This window comes from Rhizobium sp. L43 (assembly GCF_002531725.1).
Lineage (GTDB): Bacteria > Pseudomonadota > Alphaproteobacteria > Rhizobiales > Rhizobiaceae > Rhizobium.
Genome location: NZ_NWSQ01000022.1, coordinates 97,116 through 118,398 on the forward strand (window position 1 = coordinate 97,116; position 21,283 = coordinate 118,398).

General features: G+C 60.7%; 18 protein-coding genes and 2 pseudogenes. 13 read left to right on the forward strand and 7 right to left on the reverse strand.

What is annotated here, in order from left to right; translation table 11 throughout:
- The first annotated feature begins 271 nt into the window (after positions 1–271).
- The 10 genes from CO667_RS25750 (at position 272) to CO667_RS25795 (ending at position 11,510) form a co-directional block, all read left to right on the forward strand.
- Positions 272–1,912 carry an extracellular solute-binding protein gene (locus CO667_RS25750; protein ID WP_097621113.1) on the forward strand — a complete coding sequence of 547 codons (1,641 nt, stop codon included), beginning with the start codon at positions 272–274 and terminating at the stop codon, positions 1,910–1,912.
- 71 nt (positions 1,913–1,983) lie between these two features.
- Positions 1,984–3,102, forward strand: a complete 1,119-nt coding sequence (locus CO667_RS25755; RefSeq protein WP_097621114.1) for a sugar ABC transporter permease — start codon at positions 1,984–1,986, stop codon at positions 3,100–3,102.
- Entirely contained in the window at positions 3,102–4,013 is a 912-nt protein-coding gene (locus CO667_RS25760; protein WP_097621115.1) for a carbohydrate ABC transporter permease, read from the forward strand. Before CO667_RS25755 ends, CO667_RS25760 begins: the two co-directional genes overlap by 1 nt.
- Positions 4,014–4,030: 17 nt before the next feature.
- Positions 4,031–5,059, forward strand: a complete 1,029-nt coding sequence (locus tag CO667_RS25765; protein WP_097621116.1) for a LacI family DNA-binding transcriptional regulator — start codon at positions 4,031–4,033, stop codon at positions 5,057–5,059.
- 42 nt (positions 5,060–5,101) lie between these two features.
- Positions 5,102–5,563, forward strand: a complete 462-nt coding sequence (locus CO667_RS25770; RefSeq protein WP_097621117.1) for an RbsD/FucU domain-containing protein — start codon at positions 5,102–5,104, stop codon at positions 5,561–5,563.
- Positions 5,560–6,483 carry a ribokinase gene (locus tag CO667_RS25775; RefSeq protein ID WP_097621118.1) on the forward strand — a complete coding sequence of 308 codons (924 nt, stop codon included), beginning with the start codon at positions 5,560–5,562 and terminating at the stop codon, positions 6,481–6,483. Before CO667_RS25770 ends, CO667_RS25775 begins: the two co-directional genes overlap by 4 nt.
- 64 nt (positions 6,484–6,547) lie before the next feature.
- Positions 6,548–6,865 (forward strand): hypothetical protein, encoded by a 318-nt coding sequence (locus CO667_RS25780; RefSeq protein ID WP_143540748.1) that lies wholly within the window; start codon positions 6,548–6,550, stop codon positions 6,863–6,865.
- A 29-nt stretch (positions 6,866–6,894) separates the two neighbouring features.
- Positions 6,895–8,823, forward strand: a complete 1,929-nt coding sequence (locus tag CO667_RS25785; RefSeq protein WP_097621120.1) for a diguanylate cyclase — start codon at positions 6,895–6,897, stop codon at positions 8,821–8,823.
- A 108-nt stretch (positions 8,824–8,931) separates the two neighbouring features.
- Complete coding sequence (locus CO667_RS25790) at positions 8,932–11,229, forward strand: FdhF/YdeP family oxidoreductase (protein ID WP_097621121.1); 2,298 nt, start codon at positions 8,932–8,934, stop codon at positions 11,227–11,229.
- Positions 11,226–11,510: a hypothetical protein gene (locus tag CO667_RS25795; RefSeq protein WP_097621122.1), complete on the forward strand. Its 285-nt coding sequence runs from the start codon at positions 11,226–11,228 to the stop codon at positions 11,508–11,510. The genes CO667_RS25790 and CO667_RS25795 overlap by 4 nt, the downstream gene beginning before the upstream one ends.
- A 36-nt stretch (positions 11,511–11,546) precedes the next feature.
- On the opposite strand, the gene CO667_RS25800 is transcribed toward CO667_RS25795, so the two are convergent.
- From CO667_RS25800 to CO667_RS25830, 7 genes and pseudogenes are all read right to left on the reverse strand, one after another.
- Positions 11,547–12,545, reverse strand: coding sequence for an AraC family transcriptional regulator (locus tag CO667_RS25800; RefSeq protein ID WP_097621123.1), 999 nt, complete (start codon positions 12,543–12,545; stop codon positions 11,547–11,549).
- Positions 12,546–13,499: 954 nt separating this feature from the next.
- Positions 13,500–13,661 (reverse strand): annotated as a pseudogene (locus tag CO667_RS25805) (NADH oxidase); the annotation flags it as partial.
- Positions 13,662–13,757: 96 nt separating this feature from the next.
- Positions 13,758–14,837 carry a glycine betaine/L-proline ABC transporter ATP-binding protein gene (locus CO667_RS25810; RefSeq protein WP_097621124.1) on the reverse strand — a complete coding sequence of 360 codons (1,080 nt, stop codon included), beginning with the start codon at positions 14,835–14,837 and terminating at the stop codon, positions 13,758–13,760.
- Complete coding sequence (locus tag CO667_RS25815) at positions 14,830–15,717, reverse strand: proline/glycine betaine ABC transporter permease (RefSeq protein ID WP_097621125.1); 888 nt, start codon at positions 15,715–15,717, stop codon at positions 14,830–14,832. The genes CO667_RS25810 and CO667_RS25815 overlap by 8 nt, the downstream gene beginning before the upstream one ends.
- 95 nt (positions 15,718–15,812) lie before the next feature.
- Positions 15,813–16,814, reverse strand: a complete 1,002-nt coding sequence (locus tag CO667_RS25820; protein ID WP_097621126.1) for an ABC transporter substrate-binding protein — start codon at positions 16,812–16,814, stop codon at positions 15,813–15,815.
- A 67-nt stretch (positions 16,815–16,881) separates the two neighbouring features.
- Positions 16,882–17,676 carry a pyrroline-5-carboxylate reductase dimerization domain-containing protein gene (locus tag CO667_RS25825; RefSeq protein ID WP_097621127.1) on the reverse strand — a complete coding sequence of 265 codons (795 nt, stop codon included), beginning with the start codon at positions 17,674–17,676 and terminating at the stop codon, positions 16,882–16,884.
- An 11-nt stretch (positions 17,677–17,687) separates the two neighbouring features.
- The gene (locus tag CO667_RS25830; protein WP_097621128.1) at positions 17,688–18,317 is read right to left on the reverse strand and encodes a TetR/AcrR family transcriptional regulator; all 630 of its coding nucleotides are present in this window, start codon (positions 18,315–18,317) and stop codon (positions 17,688–17,690) included.
- Between the two features lie 144 nt (positions 18,318–18,461).
- Here CO667_RS25830 and CO667_RS25835 point away from each other — a divergent pair, with 144 nt between their 5' ends.
- The 3 genes and pseudogenes from CO667_RS25835 to CO667_RS25845 all read left to right on the forward strand — a co-directional run.
- The gene (locus tag CO667_RS25835; RefSeq protein WP_097621129.1) at positions 18,462–20,498 is read left to right on the forward strand and encodes an NADH:flavin oxidoreductase; all 2,037 of its coding nucleotides are present in this window, start codon (positions 18,462–18,464) and stop codon (positions 20,496–20,498) included.
- A gap of 64 nt (positions 20,499–20,562) precedes the next feature.
- Complete coding sequence (locus CO667_RS25840) at positions 20,563–21,165, forward strand: dimethylsulfoniopropionate lyase (RefSeq protein WP_097621130.1); 603 nt, start codon at positions 20,563–20,565, stop codon at positions 21,163–21,165.
- A gap of 35 nt (positions 21,166–21,200) precedes the next feature.
- A pseudogene (locus CO667_RS25845) lies at positions 21,201–21,283 on the forward strand (electron transfer flavoprotein subunit beta/FixA family protein); the annotation flags it as partial.

The following is a 21,283-nucleotide window of genomic DNA, read 5'->3' on the forward strand; positions in this document are numbered from 1 at the left end:
TAAGAGATTGCCGCCGGGCAAACCGGCCGCTGCGCCTCCTCAAAAGCACCCGTCGAACCTCCTCCATGAAACGTTTCATTTCTTGTTGACTTTTCCCGCCTGCCGCCTGATGCTCGCCGGCGAGACCGGGAGGAGCGGTTTCAAGCAGGATATGAAACGTTTCATTTCTTGCTTACCAGATAGTTCTGCATCGAGCCAGTCTTAAAATCGGACGGGAGCAGGCCCGGCAAAGCCGGCTGCAAGAGCGCCAGGAAACGTGGAGGAGGAAGATATGAAAGTTGAAATATACGATGCATTGATGCGCCGTCAGGCAAGCCGCCGTGACGTTTTGCGCGGAACGGCCAGTGCCGCGGCTCTGCTCGGCGTCTCGGGCGCGATCAGCGGGATTCCCGGCATGGCGTTTGGCGCTGACGATGTTCGCGCCCAGATCCTGCAGATTCCGGGCGTCGGCAAAGGCTCGCCGACGGATGCGGACTGGCAGAAGGTCGGCGAGCTCTGCCTCGGTCCGACCAAGGGCAATGTCAAGCAGGGCGAGTTCGCCGGCGTCGAGCTGACCTTCATGGGGCTCAACAACCAGAATCTGCACAACTTCCTGTTCCGTGGTTTCCTGAAGCCGTGGGAAGCCTATACAGGCGCCAAGATCAACTGGATCGACCTGGCCCAGGCCGATTACAACGCCCGCCTTCAGCAATCGATCGCGACCGGCACGGTTGATTTCGACATCCTGGAAATGGGCGCTCCCTTCGAAGGCGATACCGCCGGCCGCGGGCTGCTGGACGAGATGCCCGACTGGGTTGGAAAGCAGATCGAGGCCGACGATCTGGTGAGCTACCTGAAGCCGCCTGTGGGCACCTGGGGCGGCAAGACTTACCGCGTGACGATCGACGGTGATTGCCACACCTTCGCCTATCGCAAGGATTACTTCGGCGAAGGCTCGATCAGCGGCATGGCCGAGCCGCCGAAGACCTGGCAGGAAGTCAACGCGGCCTCCAAAGCGCTGATCGGCAAGACCGATCCGCTGACCAGTCAGCCGGCCTACGGCTATCTCGACCCGCTCAAGGGCTGGGGCGGTTTCGGCTTTTATTTCATCGAGAACCGTGCGACCGCCTATGCCAAATATCCGGGCGACCCGGCCTGGCTGTTCGATCCCGATAACATGAAGCCGCTGGTCAACAACCCCGCCTGGGTTCAGGCGATCCAGGACGTCCTGGATCTGATCGCTGCCAAGGCCTATCCTGCCGACCAGATCAATGCCGATCCCGGCACCACAGCCTTCTCGCAGTTCCTGGCAGGCACCGGTGCAATGCTGATGTGGTGGGGCGATGTCGGCTCCAGCGCCCGCACCTCGGACACCTCTGTTGTCGGCGATGTCGTCGGCTTCGGCATCAACCGCGGCTCCAACCGGGTCTACAACCGCAAGACCGGGCAATGGGAAGACAAGTATAACGAAGCGCCCAACATGGCCTATCTCGGCTGGGGCATCTATGTCACCAAGCAGGTCTCGGGCGACGAGAAGAAGCGCAAGGCGGCCTGGTCTGCCGCCGCCCATCTCGGCGGCAAGGATCTGTCGCTGTGGACGTCGGCCTATCCCTCCGGCTTCCAGCCCTACCGCCAGTCCAACTTCAACTACGACGAATGGCAGAAGGCAGGTTACGACCGCGCCTATATCGAGGACTATCTCGGTTCGAACGCCGACAGCTACAACCACCCGAACGCCGCCATCGAACCGCGCATCCCCGGTATCTTCCAATATTACTCCGTTGCCGAGGACGAGCTAGCGAAGGGTTTTGCCGGGCAGTATAAATCGGCACAGGAAACTGCGGATGCGATCGCCGCCGCCTGGGAAAAGATCACCGACCAGATCGGCCGCGACAGCCAGCTGAAACTCTATCGGGCGAGCCTCGGGCTCTGACCGGTTGACATAAACGCGCTGGCGGATCGGAAACGACTTCGCCAGCGCCCATTGTCCGGGCGAGGAATATCATGTCGACAGTCGAAGGCGACCTGCTCCACACGGTCGAAGCCGGCTCCATTTCGGCGAGCCGTCGTTTCTGGGGCCGCACGGCTCTATGGCTGAGCGCCATATGGTTCATAACATCGTTCGTCTTACAAGGTGTCCATGAACTGGGCTGGACCGATTGGGGCTTTTCGAACTGGCGCCCGGTGCTCTATGCCTATTTCCTCTGGGCCGCGGTTCTTTGCGTCACGCGCGTCGTCATTCATGGTGAGGCGGGCAAGAAGGCGCTTTTTGTTCTGCCGGCAGCGCTTTTCGTCGTGTCGATGGTGGTGTTCCCGCTGCTCTTTGCGCTGTGGATCGGCTTTTCCGATTGGAACCTCGCCTCTTCGGCCGGCCGGCGCTTCAACGGGCTCGACAATGTGCGGCGGATGATCACGGATCCATTCTACGCCAATGCCCTCATCAACATGATCCTTTATTGCCTGGCGATTGCCGTCGAATACGCCATCGCGTTCGGCCTGGCGCTGCTCCTCAACCAGGACATCGTCGCCCGCAAATTCTGGCGCGTCACCTTCCTGGTGCCGTTGATGCTGTCACCGGTCGCCGTGAGCTGGATGGTCGGCAAGTCGATGCTGGAGACCCGTTTCGGCCCGGTCGCGCGTTTTGCCCGCTGGCTCGGCTGGGAAAATCCCTCCTTCTTCGGCGATCCGCTGACGGCACGGCTTTCGATCATGATCATGGATGCCTGGACTTTCATTCCCTTCATGATGATCATGCTGCTCGCCGGGCTGCAGGCTTTGTCGAGGGAGGTGCTGGAGGCGGCCGAAGTCGACGGCGCCACCAAATGGCAACGCTTCTGGAAGGTCATTTTCCCGCTGATGCTGCCGGTGTCGGTCACGGCGGTGATGATCCGCATCATCTTCAAGCTCAAGCTCGCCGATATCATCATCACCGTGACATCGGGAGGCCCCGGCGGGGCGACCGATTCCGTCACCAGTTTCATCTATCGAGAATACCGCGACCGTTCGAATGTCGGATACGGCACCCTTCTCGCGCTCGTCTATCTGGTCATCATCGTTTTTGGCATGACCGGACTGATGAAAATTTCCGACCGTATCGTGAAGCGCATGACAGGAAGGCTCTGATGGTTCGGATCGATTTCGAAAAATACGCCCGCGGCCAGCGCATGCGCTGGTGGGCCATGCGTTTCGCCGTCTATGGCCTGCTCGTCACCTGGGCATTTGTCTGCGTGTTTCCGCTGTTCTGGACGGTTTCGACCTCGTTCAAGACTGCCGCCGATGTGATGCGCGGCAATCTGATCCCCTGGTACAACTTTACACCCAGCTGGCTCGGCTGGCGCTCGCTCGGCCTCTCCCCGGATACGATTTTTGAGATCTCGACGGTGCGCGAGGAGTTTATGCGTAGGCTCTGGAACAGCGTCATCATCTCGGTTACGGCATCCGCGCTGGCGGTCGTGCTCGGATCGCTCGCCGCCTATGGCCTCAGCCGCTTTTCCTACAAGTTCGGCCATATGCGCAACTCCGACATTTCGTTCTTCTTCTTGTCGCAGCTCATCATGCCGCCCGTCGTTCTCGCCCTGCCGTTCCTGGTCCTCTATAAGGAACTGGCGCTGCTGGACAGTTACGTCGGGATGATCGCCGTCTATACGCTGATGGTCCTACCGATCGTCGTCTGGATCATGCGCGACCAGTTCGCGACGGTCCCGGTCGAACTCGAGGAGGCTGCTCTTGTCGACGGGCTGTCGGTCTGGGGGGCGTTTGCCCGTATCATCGTGCCGCTCGTTCTGCCGGGCATGGTGGCCGCCTTCCTGCTGGCGCTGATCCTGTGCTGGAACGAATATTTCTTCGCGGCATTGCTGACCTCGACCAACACCAACACCTTACCTGTGATGATTGCCAGCCAGACGGGCAGCCAGGGCATCAACTGGTGGTCGATGGCGGCGCTTTCCACCGCCGGCATCCTGCCGCTGGTTGCCGTCGGCGTCATGTTGGAAAGGCACATCATTGCCGGCATGACCGCGGGAGCGGTAAAGTAGCTGCGGGACGCTTAAAAATGTCGAGGATGCCTACAGTCAAGGATGTCGCAGAGTATGCCGGCGTATCCGTGGGCACGGTTTCGCGTGTGCTGTCGGGCGAGCAGGCGGTCAAGACCATGCTGCGCGAAAAGGTCAACGACGCTATTTCTGCGCTCGGTTACCGGCCGAACGTGACTGCGAGAGCGCTGCGCACCAGCAGAACCGATGTCATCGGCCTTATCGTTCCCGACATCACCAATCCCTTCTTCGCGCAGCTTGCCGCCAGCGTCGAGCGTGCGGCGCTCGAATGCGGGCATAGCCTCATGCTGGCAAGTTCGCATGACGATCGCGGGGCGGAACAGAGCCACGTCCTGGCGTTTCTCGACCGCTCGGTGCGCGGTATCATCGTGGTGGCTTCGAGCGATGGTCCTGGGCTCCACCTGGAAACAGCGGTTCCGGTGATCTCGCTGGACCGGCGCTTCGGCGCCTTTCCGCTGGTCTCGACCAACCACGCGCAGGCGGCCGCGCTGATGGCGGATCATCTCTATGAGCTGGGCCACCGCCACATCGCCTATATCGCCGGGCCGCCCGACACGGAGGCGGGGCGCATGCGCAAGGAGGGCTTCGTCGGCCGCATCGACCGGTGCGGCAAGACCGGCGAGCCGGTCGAACTGGAAATCGCCTATGGCAGGTTCGATTACGAGTCCGGTGAAAGAATTGCCCGCGACCTGCTTTCGCGCCCGCCGCAGGACCGGCCGACAGCCATTGCGGCCGCCAGCGACCAGCAGGCCATCGGCGCTTTACGTGCGGCGCGCGACCTCAAGATCGACGTGCCGCGCAAGCTGTCGGTGACGGGCTTCGACGACATTTCGCTCGCCAACCTCGTCGTTCCCAGACTGACGACCATACGTCAGCCCGCCGACATGCTGGCGCGGCGCGCGGTCGGCCTTCTTCTTGAGGAACTCTCAGGCAGACGAGACGAGATGGTCGACGGGTCGCTGATCGTGCGGGGCTCGAGCGGCCAGTGCCCGAAGCCCAAGCCGGATATCACCAAACATACGAATTGAAGCACCGCCGGCGCTCCGGCCAAGAGAGGGATGGAAAGATCAATGCTCAAGGGAATCAGGGCCGAACTCAACGGCGATATTCTTCAAGCACTTTGCAACATGGGACATGGCGATTATCTCGTCATCTCCGACACCAACTTTCCGTCGGATTCGATTGCTCGCCAGACGCGTCTGGGGAGGCTTCTGACGATGGAAAACATTTCCGCGCCGCGGGCGATAGATGCGGTCCTTTCCGTCTTCCCGCTGGACACCCCCATCCAGCCGTCCGCGGGTCGGATGGAAGTGATCGGCAAGCCTGACGAAATTCCGCCGATTCAACAAGAAGTCCAGGCCATTGTCGACCGCGCCGAAGGCAAGCCATCGCCGATGTATCCGGTCGAACGCATGGCGTTCTACGACATCGCCAAAAAGGCCTATTGCGTGATCGCAACGGGGGAACTGCGCTTTTACGGATGCTTCCTTTTGACCAAGGGCGTCATCGCGGCGGAGGAGGCTCTGAGATGAGCGGGAAAAACGGAATCGTCATCCTGGGTATCTTTGCCGCCGACACCGCCTACAAGGCCAAGCGCCTGCCGCATATTGCCGAGACGCTGATCGGGTCCGGCTTCACGCTTGGGCCGGGAGGCAAGGGCTCCAACCAGGCGATCGCTGCGGCAAAGGCCGGTGGAAAGGTGACCTTTATCTCCCGGGTCGGCAACGATCCGTTCGGCGAGATGGCCCTTGCGGCCTATGCAGCCGCCGGGGTCAAAGCCAATGTGATGAAGATGGACGGCGTTTCCAGCGGCGCTGCCTTCATCTTCGTCGACGAAATGAGCGGCGACAATGCCATCATCGTCGTGCCGGGGGCTGCGGGTCTTATCGGCATCGAAGATGTCGACGCGAACCGAGCGGAGATCGAAAGCGCCGCTATTTTTATGACCCAGCTCGAGCAGCCGCTCGAGGCGGCCATACATGGCCTGACGATGGCGAAAAGGGCAGGGGTCACGACGATTTTCAATCCCGCGCCTGTCCGCGCCATACCGGACAGCGTCTATGGCCTGTGTGATTTCATCGTCCCCAACGAGGTGGAGGCTGCCGAATTGGTGGGACATGCGATCGAAACGGATGAGCAGGCACGTGCGGCGGCGCTGACGTTGCTGGATCGCGGAGCGAGAGCGGTGATCCTCACGCTCGGTGCACGCGGCGCCTATTACCACACGGCCGATCAGAGCGAATTCGTCCCTGCATTTTCTGCGGGCAACGTCATCGACACCACGGGTGCCGGCGATGCCTTTCTGGGCGGCTTCGCTACGGCGATCTCCGAAGGATGTGCTCCGGTCGAGGCCGTGCGCTTCGGTTGCGCCACGGCGGCGATTGCGGTGACGCGGCCGGGCACGGCCCCGGCCATGCCTTCGCGCGCCGAGATCGACGCCTTGCTGCCCTGAAGGTGACGGCAAGTTCGGTTTCCTCGTCTTCTCCCATCCGCGCATCGTCGATCAGCAGAGCAGGATGGCGGAAATGGCCCGATTGCGCATGACTATCCGGATCGCGCAACTAATGCGCTATTCGGATAGCTGTCCCGAGGCACAGGATGCGGTTGTTAAGCATGCCTTATCGCATCGGATGCTATCCGCTGAACTGCAGCGCATTGCGGACATGATGTCTCCTGCCGTCTTCGGGCATGACCTTTCAATCCGGTTCCACGTATTGCTCATATCTTCAATTTGGCAGCAAGGCTGCTATCCAAACCTCATCGTCGCGGCCGTCGCCCGCTCGCTGTCGGCCGGAGATGTATTTGCGAATAAATATAGCCTGATGGGTCTTTGATTTAACCAAGCTCAAACCAGTGTTGCCCTATGATGGGTTCGGTACATGTATTGGAAGGTGGATCCAACGCAGTGAATGGCATCTGGACGCAATTCGGTGGCAACCTTTCATTCGTGTGCCTGGCAATTTCGCTCTGGGCGCATTTTTCGATTCAATTTCAGCGCGGCTCGGCCAGGCAGGAAAAAATCGCCTTCGGAATCGTAGCCGGCGCTGCCTCCATCGGATCGATATTGCTGGCCGTCGAATTCAATCCCGGCCTCTATATCGACTTGCGCTTCTCGCCGCTGGCTTTGGCGGGCATGTTCGGCGGACCGATCGCGGCGGCTTTTGCGGCGTCGCTGGCGATGGCCTTCCGCTTCTATGTCGGCGGCACGGCAATGATCGATGGTCTCATAGTGATTGCTTTCGCCACCGGCATCGGCCTGGTTGCCAATGTCTGGATCCGTAAAAGATCTCCCGGGCTCATGGACGTTGCCCTGTTGAGCCTCGCGCTCGGCGCCGCACTTGTTCTATCGATGGCGACGCTCCCGACCCTGGTGCACGCCCGCGTGCTGGCCCTCATCGGTCTGCCCATGACCCTGTTGAATTGCCTGGCGACCGTGCTGTGTGGTTTCGTTCTCTTGAAGACCCAGCAATGGGCGCTGGAACGAAGCATATTGGTGACCGCATTTTCGCAGTCGCCCGACTATCTCTACGTGAAGGACCGAAACAGCCGGTTCATCACCGTCAATGAAAATATGATCCGCCTCTATCGTTTCAGGACAACGGCAGAGATGACCGGATTGTCGGATTTTAATCTCTTGTCGCGGCCGCTTGCCGAAGAATTATATTATCTCGAGCAGCAGGTCATCGATAGCGGAGTGCCGCTGATCGACTCCGTCGAGCACATCGAGGGCCGATCCTTGCTCGCCTCCAAGGTGCCGCTGCGGGACAGGCAGGGGCGGGTGATCGGCCTTGCCGGCGTGACACGGGATGTCACCGAGCGTGTCGCCCTGGAGCGGGAATTGCGCGAAAGCAAGAACCTGCTGTCGCATGCGATGGCGGGCATGTCCGATGGTATCGCCATGTACGACAGCAAGGGTTTTCTGGTCTTTTGCAATGACCAGTATCGCGATGCGTTCCCGCTCTCCAGAGATGCTCGCGTGGTCGGCGCCCATATCGGCGACATCCTGCGCCGCGTCGCAGAAACCGGCGAGCGGACTGGTATCCCCGATGACGTGGATGGGTGGATCAAGGCCGCCATTGCCTCACTGCACAGCAACAAGGACGAAGAGGTTCAGCTTCACAACGGCGACTGGCGCAGCATCCGGACAAGGCTTGCGGAAGACGGCATGGCGATGGCCGTCGTCTCTGACATCACGGCGACGAAGCAGGCGGAAATCGCGCTCAGGCTGTCGGCGGAGCAGCTGAAGAGCCTTGCCGAGACCGACGGGCTCACCGGCATGGTCAACCGCCGCGCCTTCGACGAAGCTTTTGCACGCGAGACCGCAGGCAGCGCCAGGAGAAATACGCCGTTCAGCCTGCTGATGGTCGATATCGACCGGTTCAAGGCCTATAACGATACCTATGGCCATCCCGCCGGAGACCAATGCCTGCGGGTTGTCAGCAAGTGTCTGCGCCAATCGGTCAGCCGGCCGGCCGACATCGTCGCGCGTTATGGCGGCGAGGAATTCGTGGTGTTCCTCCCTGACACCAGCGCCAAGGGGGCAATGATCGTCGCCGAGCAATTCGCACGGCGCCTCGCCCAAAAAAATATCGCGCATACCGGCAGCGAATTCGCACGGGTGACGGCGAGCATCGGCATAGCCTGCGCGACCGGGGCTGTCCTACGAACCAACCCGAACCGTCTCCTGACCGAGGCCGATGCCGCGCTCTACGACGCCAAGACCCGAGGCCGCAACCGCATTCTGGCCCATTCGCCGAGTGGTGAACGACATGCCATGAAGGAAGCCGGTTAGATCGAAACCCCGGTCACGTGGGACCCGGTCCTTCTTCAATAGATTTTTTCTATCGAACCATCGTTCCTGTGGCCTTGATGTTTTCCCTGCTTCGACAATACAGGGCGCATGGACACAAAATTCATTGGCAAGAAATCGGCGGCAGCCGGCGGCTGGGGCGCTTTGAAGAGCTGCGGCAAGCAATTGCTGCAAAGCGGCATGCCCCTCTCGGGGGCGCGCACCATGCTGAGGGCAAACCAGCCAGACGGGTTCGATTGCCCGGGCTGCGCCTGGGGCGATCCGGAACACGGATCGTCATTCGAGTTCTGTGAGAACGGCGTCAAGGCGGTCGCCTGGGAGGCGACGGAGAAGCGGGCAACGCCCGCCTTCTTCGCGGACAATACGGTATCGCAGTTGCGCCGGCTGACGGACTATGAGCTGGAACTCAACGGTCGCCTGACGCATCCGATGCGCTATGACGGGGCGAGCGACCGTTATCTGCCGGTTTCGTGGGAAGATGCCTTTGCCGAGATCGGCGGTATCCTCAAGGGCCTCCACAACCCCAACCGGGCAGAATTCTACACCTCGGGCCGGGCCACCAACGAAGCCGCCTTCCTGTACCAGCTGTTCGTGCGCGTCTACGGCACCAACAATTTTCCCGATTGCTCCAATATGTGCCACGAGGCAAGCGGCATCGCCATGCGCCAGGCCGTCGGCGTGGGCAAGGGCACCGTGCTGCTGGAGGATTTCGAAGAGGCCGATGCGATCTTCGTGATCGGTCAGAACCCGGGCACCAATCATCCGAGAATGCTCGGCGACCTGCGCCGGGCGGCGATCCGCGGTGCGCGTATCGTCGTCTTCAATCCGATCCGCGAGCGCGGCCTGGAGCGCTTCTCCGATCCGCAGGACAAGATCGAAATGCTGCGCGGCGGTTCGACCGAGATCGCCAGCCAATATCTGCAGCCGCAGCTCGGCGGCGACATGGCCGCGGTGCGGGGCATGGCGAAGGCCGTGCTGGCCGAGGAAGACAAAGCGGTCGCCGCCGGTCTGCCCTCCGTTCTCGATCATGCATTTCTCACCGAACACTGCGCGGATTTTCAGGCATATCGGGCCGCGGTCGAGGCGACAAGCTGGGCTGAGATCGAGGACCAGTCGGGACTGGGCCGGGAGGAGATCGAACGGGCCGCCGATGTCTATATCAACGCCGAACGCGTCATCTGCACCTGGGCGATGGGGGTCACCCAGCATCTGCATTCGGTCGCGACGATCCGCGAGATCGCCAACTTCATGTTCCTGCGCGGCAATATCGGCAAATCAGGCGCCGGCCTTTGCCCGGTGCGCGGCCATTCCAACGTGCAGGGCGACCGCACCGTCGGCATCAACGAAAAGCCGGCGGACGATTTTCTCGATGCGCTGGAGAAACACTTCCGCTTCGCCGTTCCCCGCGAACACGGCCATAATGTCCTTGCGGCGATCGGCGCGATGCTCGACGGTTCGGCCGAGGCCTTCATCGGGCTTGGCGGCAATTTCGCGCGTGCCACGCCCGACAGCGCCCTCGTTGAAAAGGCGCTGCGGCAGCTGAAGCTGACGGTGCACATCGCAACCAAACCCAATCATTCGCATCTCATGCCCGGCGAGGCCGCCTTCATCCTGCCCTGCCTCGGACGCACCGAGATGGACCTCAACGACGCCGGCAACTCCCAGCTCGTCAGCGTCGAGGATTCGATGAGCATGGTGCATGGCTCTGCGGGCATCAATCGTCCGGCCTCGCCGCACCTGCTCTCGGAGGTCGCCATCATTGCCGGTATGGCGGAAGCGACGGTCGGCTCCGCCGTGGTCGATTGGTCGGGGCTCGCCAACGACTACGACCTTATCCGCGATCATATCGAGGCGACCATTCCGGGCTTCGAAAACTACAATGCGCGCCTGCGCAAGCCGCGCGGCTTCCACCTGCGCAATGCAGCGGCCCTTCGGGAGTGGGATACGCCGGCAGGCAAGGCATCATTCTCGTCCGAAGCGCTTCCTTACGAGACGGTGCATCAGCGGGCGCGAAAGGGCGAGGGACGTCGTTTCGCCCTGCAGACGTTCCGGTCGCACGATCAATACAATACGACGGTCTACGGTCTCGATGACCGTTATCGCGGCGTCTACGGAGAGCGGCAGGTGATTTTCATTCATCCCGGCGATCTGAAGGCGATGAACGCCGAGGCCGGTGACCGGGTCGACGTGATGGGCGAATATGATGACGGCATCGAGCGCATCGCGCAGGATTTCCGTCTCGTGCCCTATGACATTCCGAGGGGCAGTATCGCCGGTTATTATCCCGAGCTGAACGTGCTTGTCCCGCTTGGCAGCGCGGGCAGGCAAAGCGATACGCCCACCTCGAAGTCGATCATGGTATCCTTCCGCCGGCGAGAAGCCGCGTGAATGAAGAAACGTCCGATGTCGATCGGTTTCTTGCCCTCGTCGCGGCAGCGCAAGCCGGGGATGCCAGGCTGACGACGATACAGGCGGGTCTTCTCGTCGCAGCCGAGCTCGGGATTGCGCATGACAGCCGCGCCTTTGCGCGCAGGCTGGGGATCGCGCATTCTTTCGTGCTGCGGGAGCTCAATGCCCTGGCAGAGCGCGAAGGCGTGCTTGAGATCGTCAAGCGCGATCCGCGGACGATGAGAGGGCATTACCGGTTGCCGCCCTCTTCGTCGCCGTAAGCCGGGAGACGCGGCGCACCTCCCGATGATATGCTTTTATCGACGGTAGACGCGCTTCCTGGTGTCGGAAGGATATTCTCCGTAGGTCGATTTATAGACTGCGGAAAACCGGCCGAAATGAAAGAAGCCCCATTTGAGACAGATCGCCTTCATCGTCTCCGTGCTCTCGGGGTCGAGCAAGTCCTGCCTGGCCGCGCGCAGGCGAAGCGTCAGCAAATAGGCGGCGGGAGAGGTTCCCCTGAAGGCACGAAAGCCGGTTTCGAGCGCCCGGCTGGAGACGCCGGCCGCTTCGGCGACCTTCGGCATGGTGATCGGCTGATCGATATTGGCCTGCATGAATTCGATCGCCTTGCGGACATGCCGGGGAGCGATGAGGGCAGGCCCATTGTCGAGGAAATGCGACAGCCGGTGCGGCACCAAGCGCACGACCAGATCGGCCAGCGCCTGCGTCATATGCGCCATGGCGATCGGCGACTGCAGCAAGGGGCCGTCGTCGCGCATGCCGATGGCGATCGTTTCCGTCAGATTGCCGATCGTCCGGCCGACCGGCGTCGACAGATCCAGTTCGGGCAGGAGGTCGAGCGAGCCGCTGAATGGAATTTCGAACGTCTGGCCGATCGTCTGGAGGATCACGGACCAGTTGATCAGCAGTTCGTCGATGACGTTCGACTGCCCGTGCATGATGACGCTGTCCGGTTCGAAATTGTTATAGAGAAGCAATTTTCCTTGCCCCGCCTCCGCGACGCGGGATCCATAAGCCACCCCCATGCCGCCGCTGCGCGGCACGACGATCGACAAATACTCCGCCGTATCGACGGTCGGCTCGATATTGAACTGAAACTCCGCCTCGTGATACCCGGTTAGCAAGACGGCGCTGTCAGCCGCAGAAAAATCCAATCCCCAATGGAACTCCTGCGCCCGGCCGACGGGCTCGGCATCGAATGCGCCAAAGGCGCCCCCAAGCGTTTCGACCATGTTGTCGAAGGACGAGCCGCGAAATCGAAATGAGAATTGCGGAGTGCTATTTTCCGTCATGCTGCTCCCGTTGTCCAATTCGGTGGCTTCGCCTTGCCCTTTTCGATTGCCCGCAGACCGGGACGAAGGGCGAGCTTCGCGGATGCGGGATTGATGCACGTACCTCGGCCAATCATCCCGATCATTCTCCTCCACTGTGTGCGCATCAGGGTCCGGTTGACGGAATGATGAGCAAGGCTGGCCTGTATATTAGACGATCCGAGGGCCGCGCGCAGCAACGCGCACGAGTGGATTTCCGCCTGATGTCGCATCGAAATCCGCGCCTTGCGCAAGCCGATGCGGGCCGAGTTCGGGCGCGGCAAATGTCAAAAAACCAACCCGTTAAATAGATTGTCGACAGTTCCCATCGCGCCCGTTTTCGCAGCCTGACGAAAGGAACTGGCAGAACACGGGACAATTGGCAAGATGATGAAACGATTACGCTAAAGGGCAAATTTATCGCATGTGTCCGTGATGCCACCAACCGCTCAATGGGACGGTCTCGCCGAGATGCACATTGCCTGGAGCTAATGAAGATGTGCCCGCATGGGCGAGCCGCGCAGTCGCCTGCCGAAGGTTCTATAGTGGACCGCTAAGATTGCCTTCGGCAGGCAGACATGCATGCAGGCATACGCACGGGATGGTGTGCGTATGTATGATCCCTTCCATCCTTTTTGGGGGTGATGGATGAATGGGCTTGGCTTTGGAACCGCAAACCATCATGGTCCCGGTCGCGATTCATCTTATTGTTCCGCAGCCATGGAGCAATTGTCGGGTTACGATATTATCCGCCAATCGGCTTTTCGCGACGCAGTCTGGACTGGCTTTGCGCAAAATGTATACGCAAGTGCGGGCTGGAGGCATGTTCGCGCAGCACCCCGCGCAAAGTGGATAGAGATCTTGAATTTCTCATTTGGCATACAGGAAGCGCTCTGCCGTCACAGCTCCAGTGCGGCTCGCCTACCCTCATAGAAGGGCACTGCCAATCGCACGCTCGGCATAATAGGCGATATGCCGGTCGCCGGGCACGCCGTCGCTCGCCATGTTCGCGGTATGCGCTTCGAAGACGATCCTGTTGCCCAAAGTGTGTCCGCGCAGACGGACGGGCGAAAACAGGCGAGGGAAGAGTTTCGACATCGTGATCCCCAAGCGTCACGCGGCCGTCTTCCCCGTTCCTGATATGGCGACCTACCTGATCGCCATCGAACTGGAAAAGACGGCCTCAGCGAAGCTTCAAAGTGCGACCGAAAGCGTAGTGTCGCGTTGGGGTGCTACCTCCTGCGAGTTCACCATGGCGCCGGCAAGCTGGCGGAAGGTGACGAGACCCAGCGCTTCTCCTGACGGTGAAACCACCCTGGCATCGGCCTCCGGCGACGATGCCAGAATCCGGACGGCCTCTTCGACTGTCGTGCCTGATGCAATCGTCAATCCGCCCGATGCCGTGCCGGAGTGCAGGGGGGTCATGACGGCTTCGACCTGGATGACCCGGCCGCGATTGACCTCCTTGACGAAGTTGGCGATGTAGGCGTCGGCCGGCCGCAGGACGATGTCCTGGCTGGTACCCTGCTGGATGACTTCGCCATCGCGCAGGATGGCAATCTGGTCGCCCAGGCGAAGGGCTTCATCGAGATCGTGGGTGATGAAGACGATGGTTTTCTTGATTTCCTTCTGAATGTCGAGAAGGACCGTCTGCATATCCATGCGGATCAAAGGGTCGAGCGCCGAATAGGCTTCGTCCATCAAAAGGACCGGCGCATCGTTGGAAAGGGCGCGCGCCAGGCCGACGCGCTGCTGCATGCCGCCGGAGAGCTGGTTGGGATATTTCTGCTCGAAGCCCTTCAGGCCGACCCGTTCCAGCCAGCGCATCGCGACGTCGATGGCTTTCGGGCGCTCCATACCCTGTACTTCAAGGCCGAAGATGGTGTTGTCGAGAACGTTTCGATGTGGCAGGAGCGCGAACTTCTGAAACACCATTGCCGTCTGGTGCCGGCGAAACGTTCGCAATTCCGTGTCGTTCATCTTCACGACATCGACGCCGTCGACCAGCACCTCGCCTGATGTCGGGTCGATCAGACGGTTGATGTGGCGGATAAGCGTCGACTTGCCCGAACCCGAAAGACCCATGATGACCTGGATGCGGCCGGAGGGGATCTCGATATTGATATCCTTCAGGCCCAGCACGTGGCCGTGCTTTTCGTTGAGCTCGGTCTTCGACAATCCCTTCTGGACAGCGTCGATGTGCGCGGTCGGGTTGGGGCCGAAGATCTTGTAGAGATGGCGGATCTTGATGCCGCCGAAACGTTGATCAGCCATGGACGATCTCCCGATGCTTCTGGAGCCTCTTGCCATATGCCTGGCTGACCCGGTCGAAGATGATGGCGATACCGACGATGGCAAGGCCGTTGAAAATACCCAGGGTGAAGTACTGGTTGGCGATTGCCTTCAGAACCGGCTGGCCAAGTCCCTGGACGCCGATCATCGAGGCGACGACGACCATGGCGAGCGCCATCATGATGGTCTGGTTGATGCCGGCCATGATGGTGGGAAGGGCCAGCGGCAGCTGGACCTTGAACAGCTTCTGCGAACTCGACGTTCCGAAGGCGTCGGCTGCCTCGAGCACGTCTTTGTCGACCAGCCTGATGCCGAGGTCGGTCAGCCTGATCATCGGCGGGATGGCGTAGATGACCACCGCGATCAGGCCCGGCACCTTGCCGATGCCGAGCAGCATGACGACGGGGATGAGATAGACGAAGCTCGGCATGGTCTGCATGACGTCGAGGATCGGATTGACAACGCGCTGCAGCCGGTCGGAGCGGGCCATCAAGATTCCCATCGGGATGCCGATGGCGATGGAGAGCACGGTACAGACGAAGATCATCGAGACCGTCCGCATCGTATCGTCCCACATGTCGAAATAGCCGATCAGCAGCAGTGTCACGAGACAGCCGAAGACGACCTTCAGGCTGCGGCTCGCAAACCATGCGATGACGAGGATGATTGCCGTAATGATCGGCCACGGCGTCTGCGTCATGAAGCGGTCGGCGGCGATCAGAAAATGCTGCAGCGGAGAGAAGAGGCTTTCGATCGCGTCGCCATAGCTGCGGGTAAATGTGCGAAAACCGTCATCGATCGCCTTCTTCAGATTGCGAAGGGCGTCGTCATCCATATGCGGGAATTTATAAAACCATTCCATTCGGTTCCCCTTTTCTTCAACGAGCCGTGGCAGTCTTTTTGATTTTATCGGCGAGCGAGAAGCGGTGCGCTTTCGCGCACCGCAATAGTCAGTGTTTAAAGAGCAGCTTCGATCTTCGCGGCTGCCTCCGGCGAGACCCACTTGGTCCAGAGGTCCTTGTTTTCCTCCAGGAAGTGCTTGGCGCCGTCTTCGCCGGTCGCCTGGTTGTCGGTCATCCAGGCCATCACCTTGTTGACCGTGTCGTTGCTCCAGGAGCGCTTCGTCAGGTAGTCCATGACCTCCGGCCCGACCTTTTCCGAGAAAGGCTTGGCGACGAGGGTGACGACGTGGTCGACCGGCCACGCTGCGGCCTTAGGATCGGGGCAATCGGCGACGGTGATGCAACGCTTCCACTCGGTGGCATCTTCCGGCACGCCGGCTTCGAGCTTGACCATCTGATACTTGCCGAGCAGTGCGGTCGGCGCCCAGTAATAGCCGACCCAGCCCTCCTTGCGTTCGTAAGCCTTGGCGATCGAACCGTCGAGACCGGCAGCCGAGCCGGTGTCGACGAGGGTGAAGCCGGCCTTGTCGGCGGCGAAAGCCTTGTAGAGCTGCGTGGTCACCACGGTGCCGCCCCAGCCCTGCGGGCCGTTGAAGATGGCGCCCTTCTTCGAATCTTCAGGATCGGGGAAGAGTTCCGGATGCTTCAGCACATCGCCGATGGTCTTGATGTCGGGATGGGCATCGGCAAGATATTTGGGAATCCACCAGCCCTGTACGCCGCCATCGGGCAGCGGCGAGCCGACTTGGACGATGCGGCCTTCATCCGTGCCCTTCTTGACGACATCCGGCAGCAGGTCGATCCAGGCTTCCGGCGCGATATCCGGCTGGCCTTTTTCGGACATGGACGTGATCGTCGGGACGGTGTCGCCGACGGTGATTTCGGCCTGGCAGCCATAACCTTCGTTCAGGATGAACTTGTCGAGGTTAGAGAGAACCTCCGCGCTCTGCCAGTTCATGCTGGCGATGGTCACACTGCCGCATTCGGCGGCGCTGGCGAAAGACGCCCCGCCGATCAGGCCGAATGTCAGGCAGGTCGATGCAAGTAGTTTCTTCATTCTCGTTCCCTCTATTTAGCGGCTGGTCTTGCCGAGCGGGGTGCCGCAGTGCCCGCCCCAACGGTTGTCAGGAAGTCTTTCCCATACTCACCGATTTCTCAAATGCCGCCGACAATCCCTTGGCGACCGACGCGTCAAACCCCGCAGCGCGCATGCCTTCAATGGCTGCCGCGGTGGTGCCGCGATAGTCGAGAAAGGTTTGAACGACGTCGTCAGGACAGTCGTCGCGACGCTCCAAAAGGCGGCCGGCGCCTGATATCACCGTGTTGACGGCGCGGCGCGCAATCTCGGCCTGAAGGCCGCGGGCGACGGCATCGCTCATCATGGCGGCCGCAAGCAGGGCCGGAAAGGCCGGTCCCGAGCCGGAAAGACCCGTGAGGTAATCTATATCGCTTTCCCTTGCGACCTCGTCCTCAGATCCGCAGGCCTCGAAAATGGCGCGGACCACGGCGCGGTCGCCCTCCGTGATATCGCTCGCGCCGATCCAGGGCGTATAGGACTTTGCCACCTCGGCTGCGGCGTTCGGCAGGGCACGGACGACGCGGCCGGTTTTGTGGCGTTGCGAAAGGGCGGCGAGACCGATGCCCGCCATGACCGAAATGACGAGCTTGCCGGAGGCTTCGACATCAAGGGAGCGCCAGTCATCGGGGCGGACGGAGAGAAGGATCACGTCCGAACGGTCGGCAAGCGCCTGATTGTCGGCGGTCCAGAAAGAATTCAGGAAACGATCCGGCTGCTGACTGCGATAGGAGAGGGAGAGATTTCGAGAATCGACCAGGCCGGCACCGAGGATCGAGCCGGCGATTGCTCCACCCAGCCAGCCACCGCCGCCAATGATGCCGATCCTCAAGGAAGCGCTCATCCTGGCCTCCTCTAACCGGGCCTGTGGCCATGCCTGGAGAAGAAGCGATCAAGCTCCCTCTGCTGCGGCACAACGCCCGTGTAGATCGCAATATATTCCGGAATCCGTTTCATGCGGACGGCGAGTTCCTCCTTCGATTGCATGGAAATGTATCCGATCTGAACTAGGTATGTCGTACGCGCTCTGACATCCGATGTCGTTTCTGGTAACCCGAACCGCATGAACATGCGTTTCAGCGCCTCCAGGCGGATCTGATCGGCCTGCTGGACCTCGGCGAGAAGCTCATCGGACTGCAGCGCCCAGCTGCGCACGGCGAATTCAAACCTGGCGTCGAACAGATCGTTGTTGAGCCAGCAATCAAAGACGTTGAGCATCGCCTCGGCCAGCGATTCCGCATAGGCTTCTGACTGCTTGACGATGTTGCCGGTATTTTTTTCGCGCCACCGCGCCACGAGCGCAGCCAACAACTCCTCCCGATCCTTGAAGAACCAGTAAAAGCTCGTGCGCGAGAGGTTGAGCTTTTTCGCGAGCGGCAGAATTTTCACCGAATCCACGCCGGATTCGAGAAGGGAGTGGTACGCTGCTTCCAGCCATCCCTCCTGCGATCCGCGCCAGCCAGTGTCGTTCAAAGCCTGATCCATGCGTTATCTCCTATCAAATTATGAAGCCGCGCACAAGAAAAATGTACATCAGTGTCGAAAATAACGACTTAACTGTTTTCGTGGTTGACACATATGTACATTGCGCTTAGCGTCTCCCTTGATTTTAATCCGGAACCACGGCCTATGTCGAATGATCCCCTTCTGCAGCCCTATCAGCTCAAGCATCTGACGCTTCGCAACCGTATCATCGTGACGTCTCACGAGCCGGCCTATCCGGAAGACGGCATGCCGAAGGAGAGGTATCGCGCCTATACGGTGGAGCGCGCAAAGGGCGGGGTGGCCTTGACGATGACGGCGGGCTCGGCGGCGGTCTCTAAGGACAGCCCGCCTGTCTTCAACAACCTGCTTGCCTATAAGGATGAGATCGTTCCCTGGATCAGGGAAATGACCGACGCCGTGCATGAAGAGGGGGCGGCGATCATGATCCAGCTCACCCATCTCGGCCGGCGCACGCGCTGGGACAAGGGCGACTGGCTGCCGGTCGTGGCGCCGTCGCATCATCGCGAGGCGTCCCACCGCGCCTTCCCGAAGAAGATGGAAGACTGGGATATCGAGCGCATCATCAAGGATTTCGCCGACGCGGCCGAGCGCATGAAGGCGGGCGGCATGGACGGTGTCGAACTCGAGGCCTACGGCCATCTGATCGATCAATTCGTATCTCCGCTCACCAACGAACTCGATGGCCCCTATGGCGGCTCGCTGGATAACCGCCTGCGCTTCTGTTTCGACGTGTTCAAGGCGATCCGGAAAAGAGTGGGCGACGACTTCATCCTCGGTTTGCGCTACACCGCCGACGAGTGTCTTCCCGGCGGCACCGGCAAAGCCGAAGGCATTGAAATCTCCAAGCGCCTGAAGGAAAGCGGCCTCATCGATTATCTGAACGTGATCCGCGGCCACATCGATACCGACGCCGGTCTGACCGACGTGATTCCGATCCAGGGCATGGCGAATTCGCCGCATCTCGATTTCGCCGGCGAGATCCGTGCCGCGACCGACTTCCCGACCTTCCATGCTGCGAAGATACCGGATGTCGCGACCGCCCGCCATGCAATCGCGGCCGGCAAGGTCGACATGGTCGGCATGACCCGCGCCCACATGACCGACCCGCACATCGTCCGCAAGATCATCGAAAAGCGGGAAGAGGATATTCGTCCCTGTGTCGGCGCCAATTACTGTCTCGATCGCATCTACCAGGGCGGCGCGGCCTTCTGCATCCACAATGCCGCGACCGGCCGCGAACTGACCATGCCGCATATCGTGGCGAAGGCCGAGGCCAAGAAAAAGGTCGTCATCGTCGGCGCCGGCCCGGCCGGTCTGGAAGCGGCGCGCGTCGCTGGAGAACGCGGCCATAAGGTCGTCGTTTTCGAAGCGGCGAACCATCCCGGCGGCCAGATCCGGCTCACCGCTCAAAGCGAGCGTCGCAGGGAAATGATCAGTATCATCGACTGGCGCATGAGCCAGTGCGAGAAATACGACGTCACCTTCCACTTCAACAGCTGGGCGGAAGCCGACGCCATCGAAGCCGAAAATCCCGATGTCGTCATCATCGCGACCGGCGGCCTGCCGCATACCGAGGTTCTCTCGCGCGGCAACGAGTTGGTGGTCTCCTCCTGGGATATCATCTCCGGCGACGTGAAGCCTGGCACCAATGTGCTTGTTTTCGACGATGCCGGCGACCATGCCGGGCTGCAGGCGGCGGAGTTTCTCGCAAAGGCCGGCGCCAAGGTCGAGATCATGACGCCCGACCGGTCTTTCGCGCCCGAGGTCATGGCCATGAACCTGGTGCCCTATATGCGCTCTCTCCAGAAGCACGACGTGACCTTCACCGTCACCTATCGCCTGGAGGCCGTCGAGAAGAGCGGCAACCAGCTCGTCGCCCATGTCGGCAGCGACTACGGCGGGATTGCCAAGCAGAGCAGCTTCGACCAGATCGTCGTCAATCATGGGACCATCCCGCTCGACGAACTGTATTTCGAGCTGAAGCCCAATTCGAGCAATCTCGGTGAGATGTCGCACGACCAGCTTCTTTCCGGAGAACCGCAGTCCGTCATTCGCAATCCCGAAGGCAAGTTCCAGCTGTTTAGGATCGGCGATGCTGTCGCTGCGCGCAACACGCATGCCGCCATCTATGATGGCCTGCGCATCGCCAAGGATATATGATTGCCAAGGATATATGATTGAAGGAACGGCCGCTTGTCGGCCGATCGTCTCGGGAGGGGATGATATGAGTTTACGCAGGGAAAGCCTCCAGCTTTTCGTGGATGCCGCGTCTCTGGCTTTCGATCAGTTCGCGAAAGCCCCGGAGGCCCGCCGCTCGGTCCGTCAGTTTTTTGCGGCGCTGGAGCGCCCGGGAGCCCCGCGCCCGGGAAACGGCAGCCGGTTGCCCGTCTGTAATCACCTCGATCTGGCGCTCGCGCTGGATACCTCCTATGCTTCGCTGACGCGATTGATCGAGACGTTCAAAGGCATCGAACCAATGCTTGAATGGCGTCGACGCACCAAGTATGACCAGACCGCCAGCGACAACTTCGTCGATGGGCATGCCAATGCCATGATCATCGGCCCGGGTGGATTGGAGGAGCGGAACGACCTGTGGTTCGGGGTGACGTTGATGGCGCCTGATGTGCGCTATCCGGATCATGACCATGCGCCGGAGGAGGTTTATCTCGTGCTGTCCAAGGGAGAGTTCCAGCAAGGTGACGGGGAGTGGTTTTCGCCCCGCGTCGGCGGATCCTTCTACAATGTCCCCGGCATCAAACATGCCATGAGGTCGGTCGATACGCCGCTCTTCGCTTTCTGGGTGTTGCTTGCCGAACGGCCGCACTGACGGCCGGCAATCTGAGAAATAATAGGGGTTTGCACATGAAAATTCTCGTGCCCGTCAAACGGGTTGTCGACTACAACGTGAAGATCCGGGTGAAGCCGGATGGCACGGGCGTCGAGCT

Excerpts from the sequence above, each read along its gene's own strand:
- CO667_RS25750 (WP_097621113.1), top strand. The coding sequence starts at position 272 with ATGAAAGTTGAAATATACGATGCATTGATGCGCCGTCAGGCAAGCCGC.
- CO667_RS25755 (WP_097621114.1), top strand. The coding sequence starts at position 1,984 with ATGTCGACAGTCGAAGGCGACCTGCTCCACACGGTCGAAGCCGGCTCC.
- CO667_RS25760 (WP_097621115.1), top strand. The coding sequence starts at position 3,102 with ATGGTTCGGATCGATTTCGAAAAATACGCCCGCGGCCAGCGCATGCGC.
- CO667_RS25765 (WP_097621116.1), top strand. The coding sequence starts at position 4,031 with ATGTCGAGGATGCCTACAGTCAAGGATGTCGCAGAGTATGCCGGCGTA.
- CO667_RS25770 (WP_097621117.1), top strand. The coding sequence starts at position 5,102 with ATGCTCAAGGGAATCAGGGCCGAACTCAACGGCGATATTCTTCAAGCA.
- CO667_RS25775 (WP_097621118.1), top strand. The coding sequence starts at position 5,560 with ATGAGCGGGAAAAACGGAATCGTCATCCTGGGTATCTTTGCCGCCGAC.
- CO667_RS25780 (WP_143540748.1), top strand. The coding sequence starts at position 6,548 with ATGGCGGAAATGGCCCGATTGCGCATGACTATCCGGATCGCGCAACTA.
- CO667_RS25785 (WP_097621120.1), top strand. The coding sequence starts at position 6,895 with ATGATGGGTTCGGTACATGTATTGGAAGGTGGATCCAACGCAGTGAAT.
- CO667_RS25790 (WP_097621121.1), top strand. The coding sequence starts at position 8,932 with ATGGACACAAAATTCATTGGCAAGAAATCGGCGGCAGCCGGCGGCTGG.
- CO667_RS25800 (WP_097621123.1), bottom strand. The coding sequence starts at position 12,545 with ATGACGGAAAATAGCACTCCGCAATTCTCATTTCGATTTCGCGGCTCG.
- CO667_RS25810 (WP_097621124.1), bottom strand. The coding sequence starts at position 14,837 with ATGGCTGATCAACGTTTCGGCGGCATCAAGATCCGCCATCTCTACAAG.
- CO667_RS25815 (WP_097621125.1), bottom strand. The coding sequence starts at position 15,717 with ATGGAATGGTTTTATAAATTCCCGCATATGGATGACGACGCCCTTCGC.
- CO667_RS25820 (WP_097621126.1), bottom strand. The coding sequence starts at position 16,814 with ATGAAGAAACTACTTGCATCGACCTGCCTGACATTCGGCCTGATCGGC.
- CO667_RS25825 (WP_097621127.1), bottom strand. The coding sequence starts at position 17,676 with ATGAGCGCTTCCTTGAGGATCGGCATCATTGGCGGCGGTGGCTGGCTG.
- CO667_RS25830 (WP_097621128.1), bottom strand. The coding sequence starts at position 18,317 with ATGGATCAGGCTTTGAACGACACTGGCTGGCGCGGATCGCAGGAGGGA.
- CO667_RS25835 (WP_097621129.1), top strand. The coding sequence starts at position 18,462 with ATGTCGAATGATCCCCTTCTGCAGCCCTATCAGCTCAAGCATCTGACG.
- CO667_RS25840 (WP_097621130.1), top strand. The coding sequence starts at position 20,563 with ATGAGTTTACGCAGGGAAAGCCTCCAGCTTTTCGTGGATGCCGCGTCT.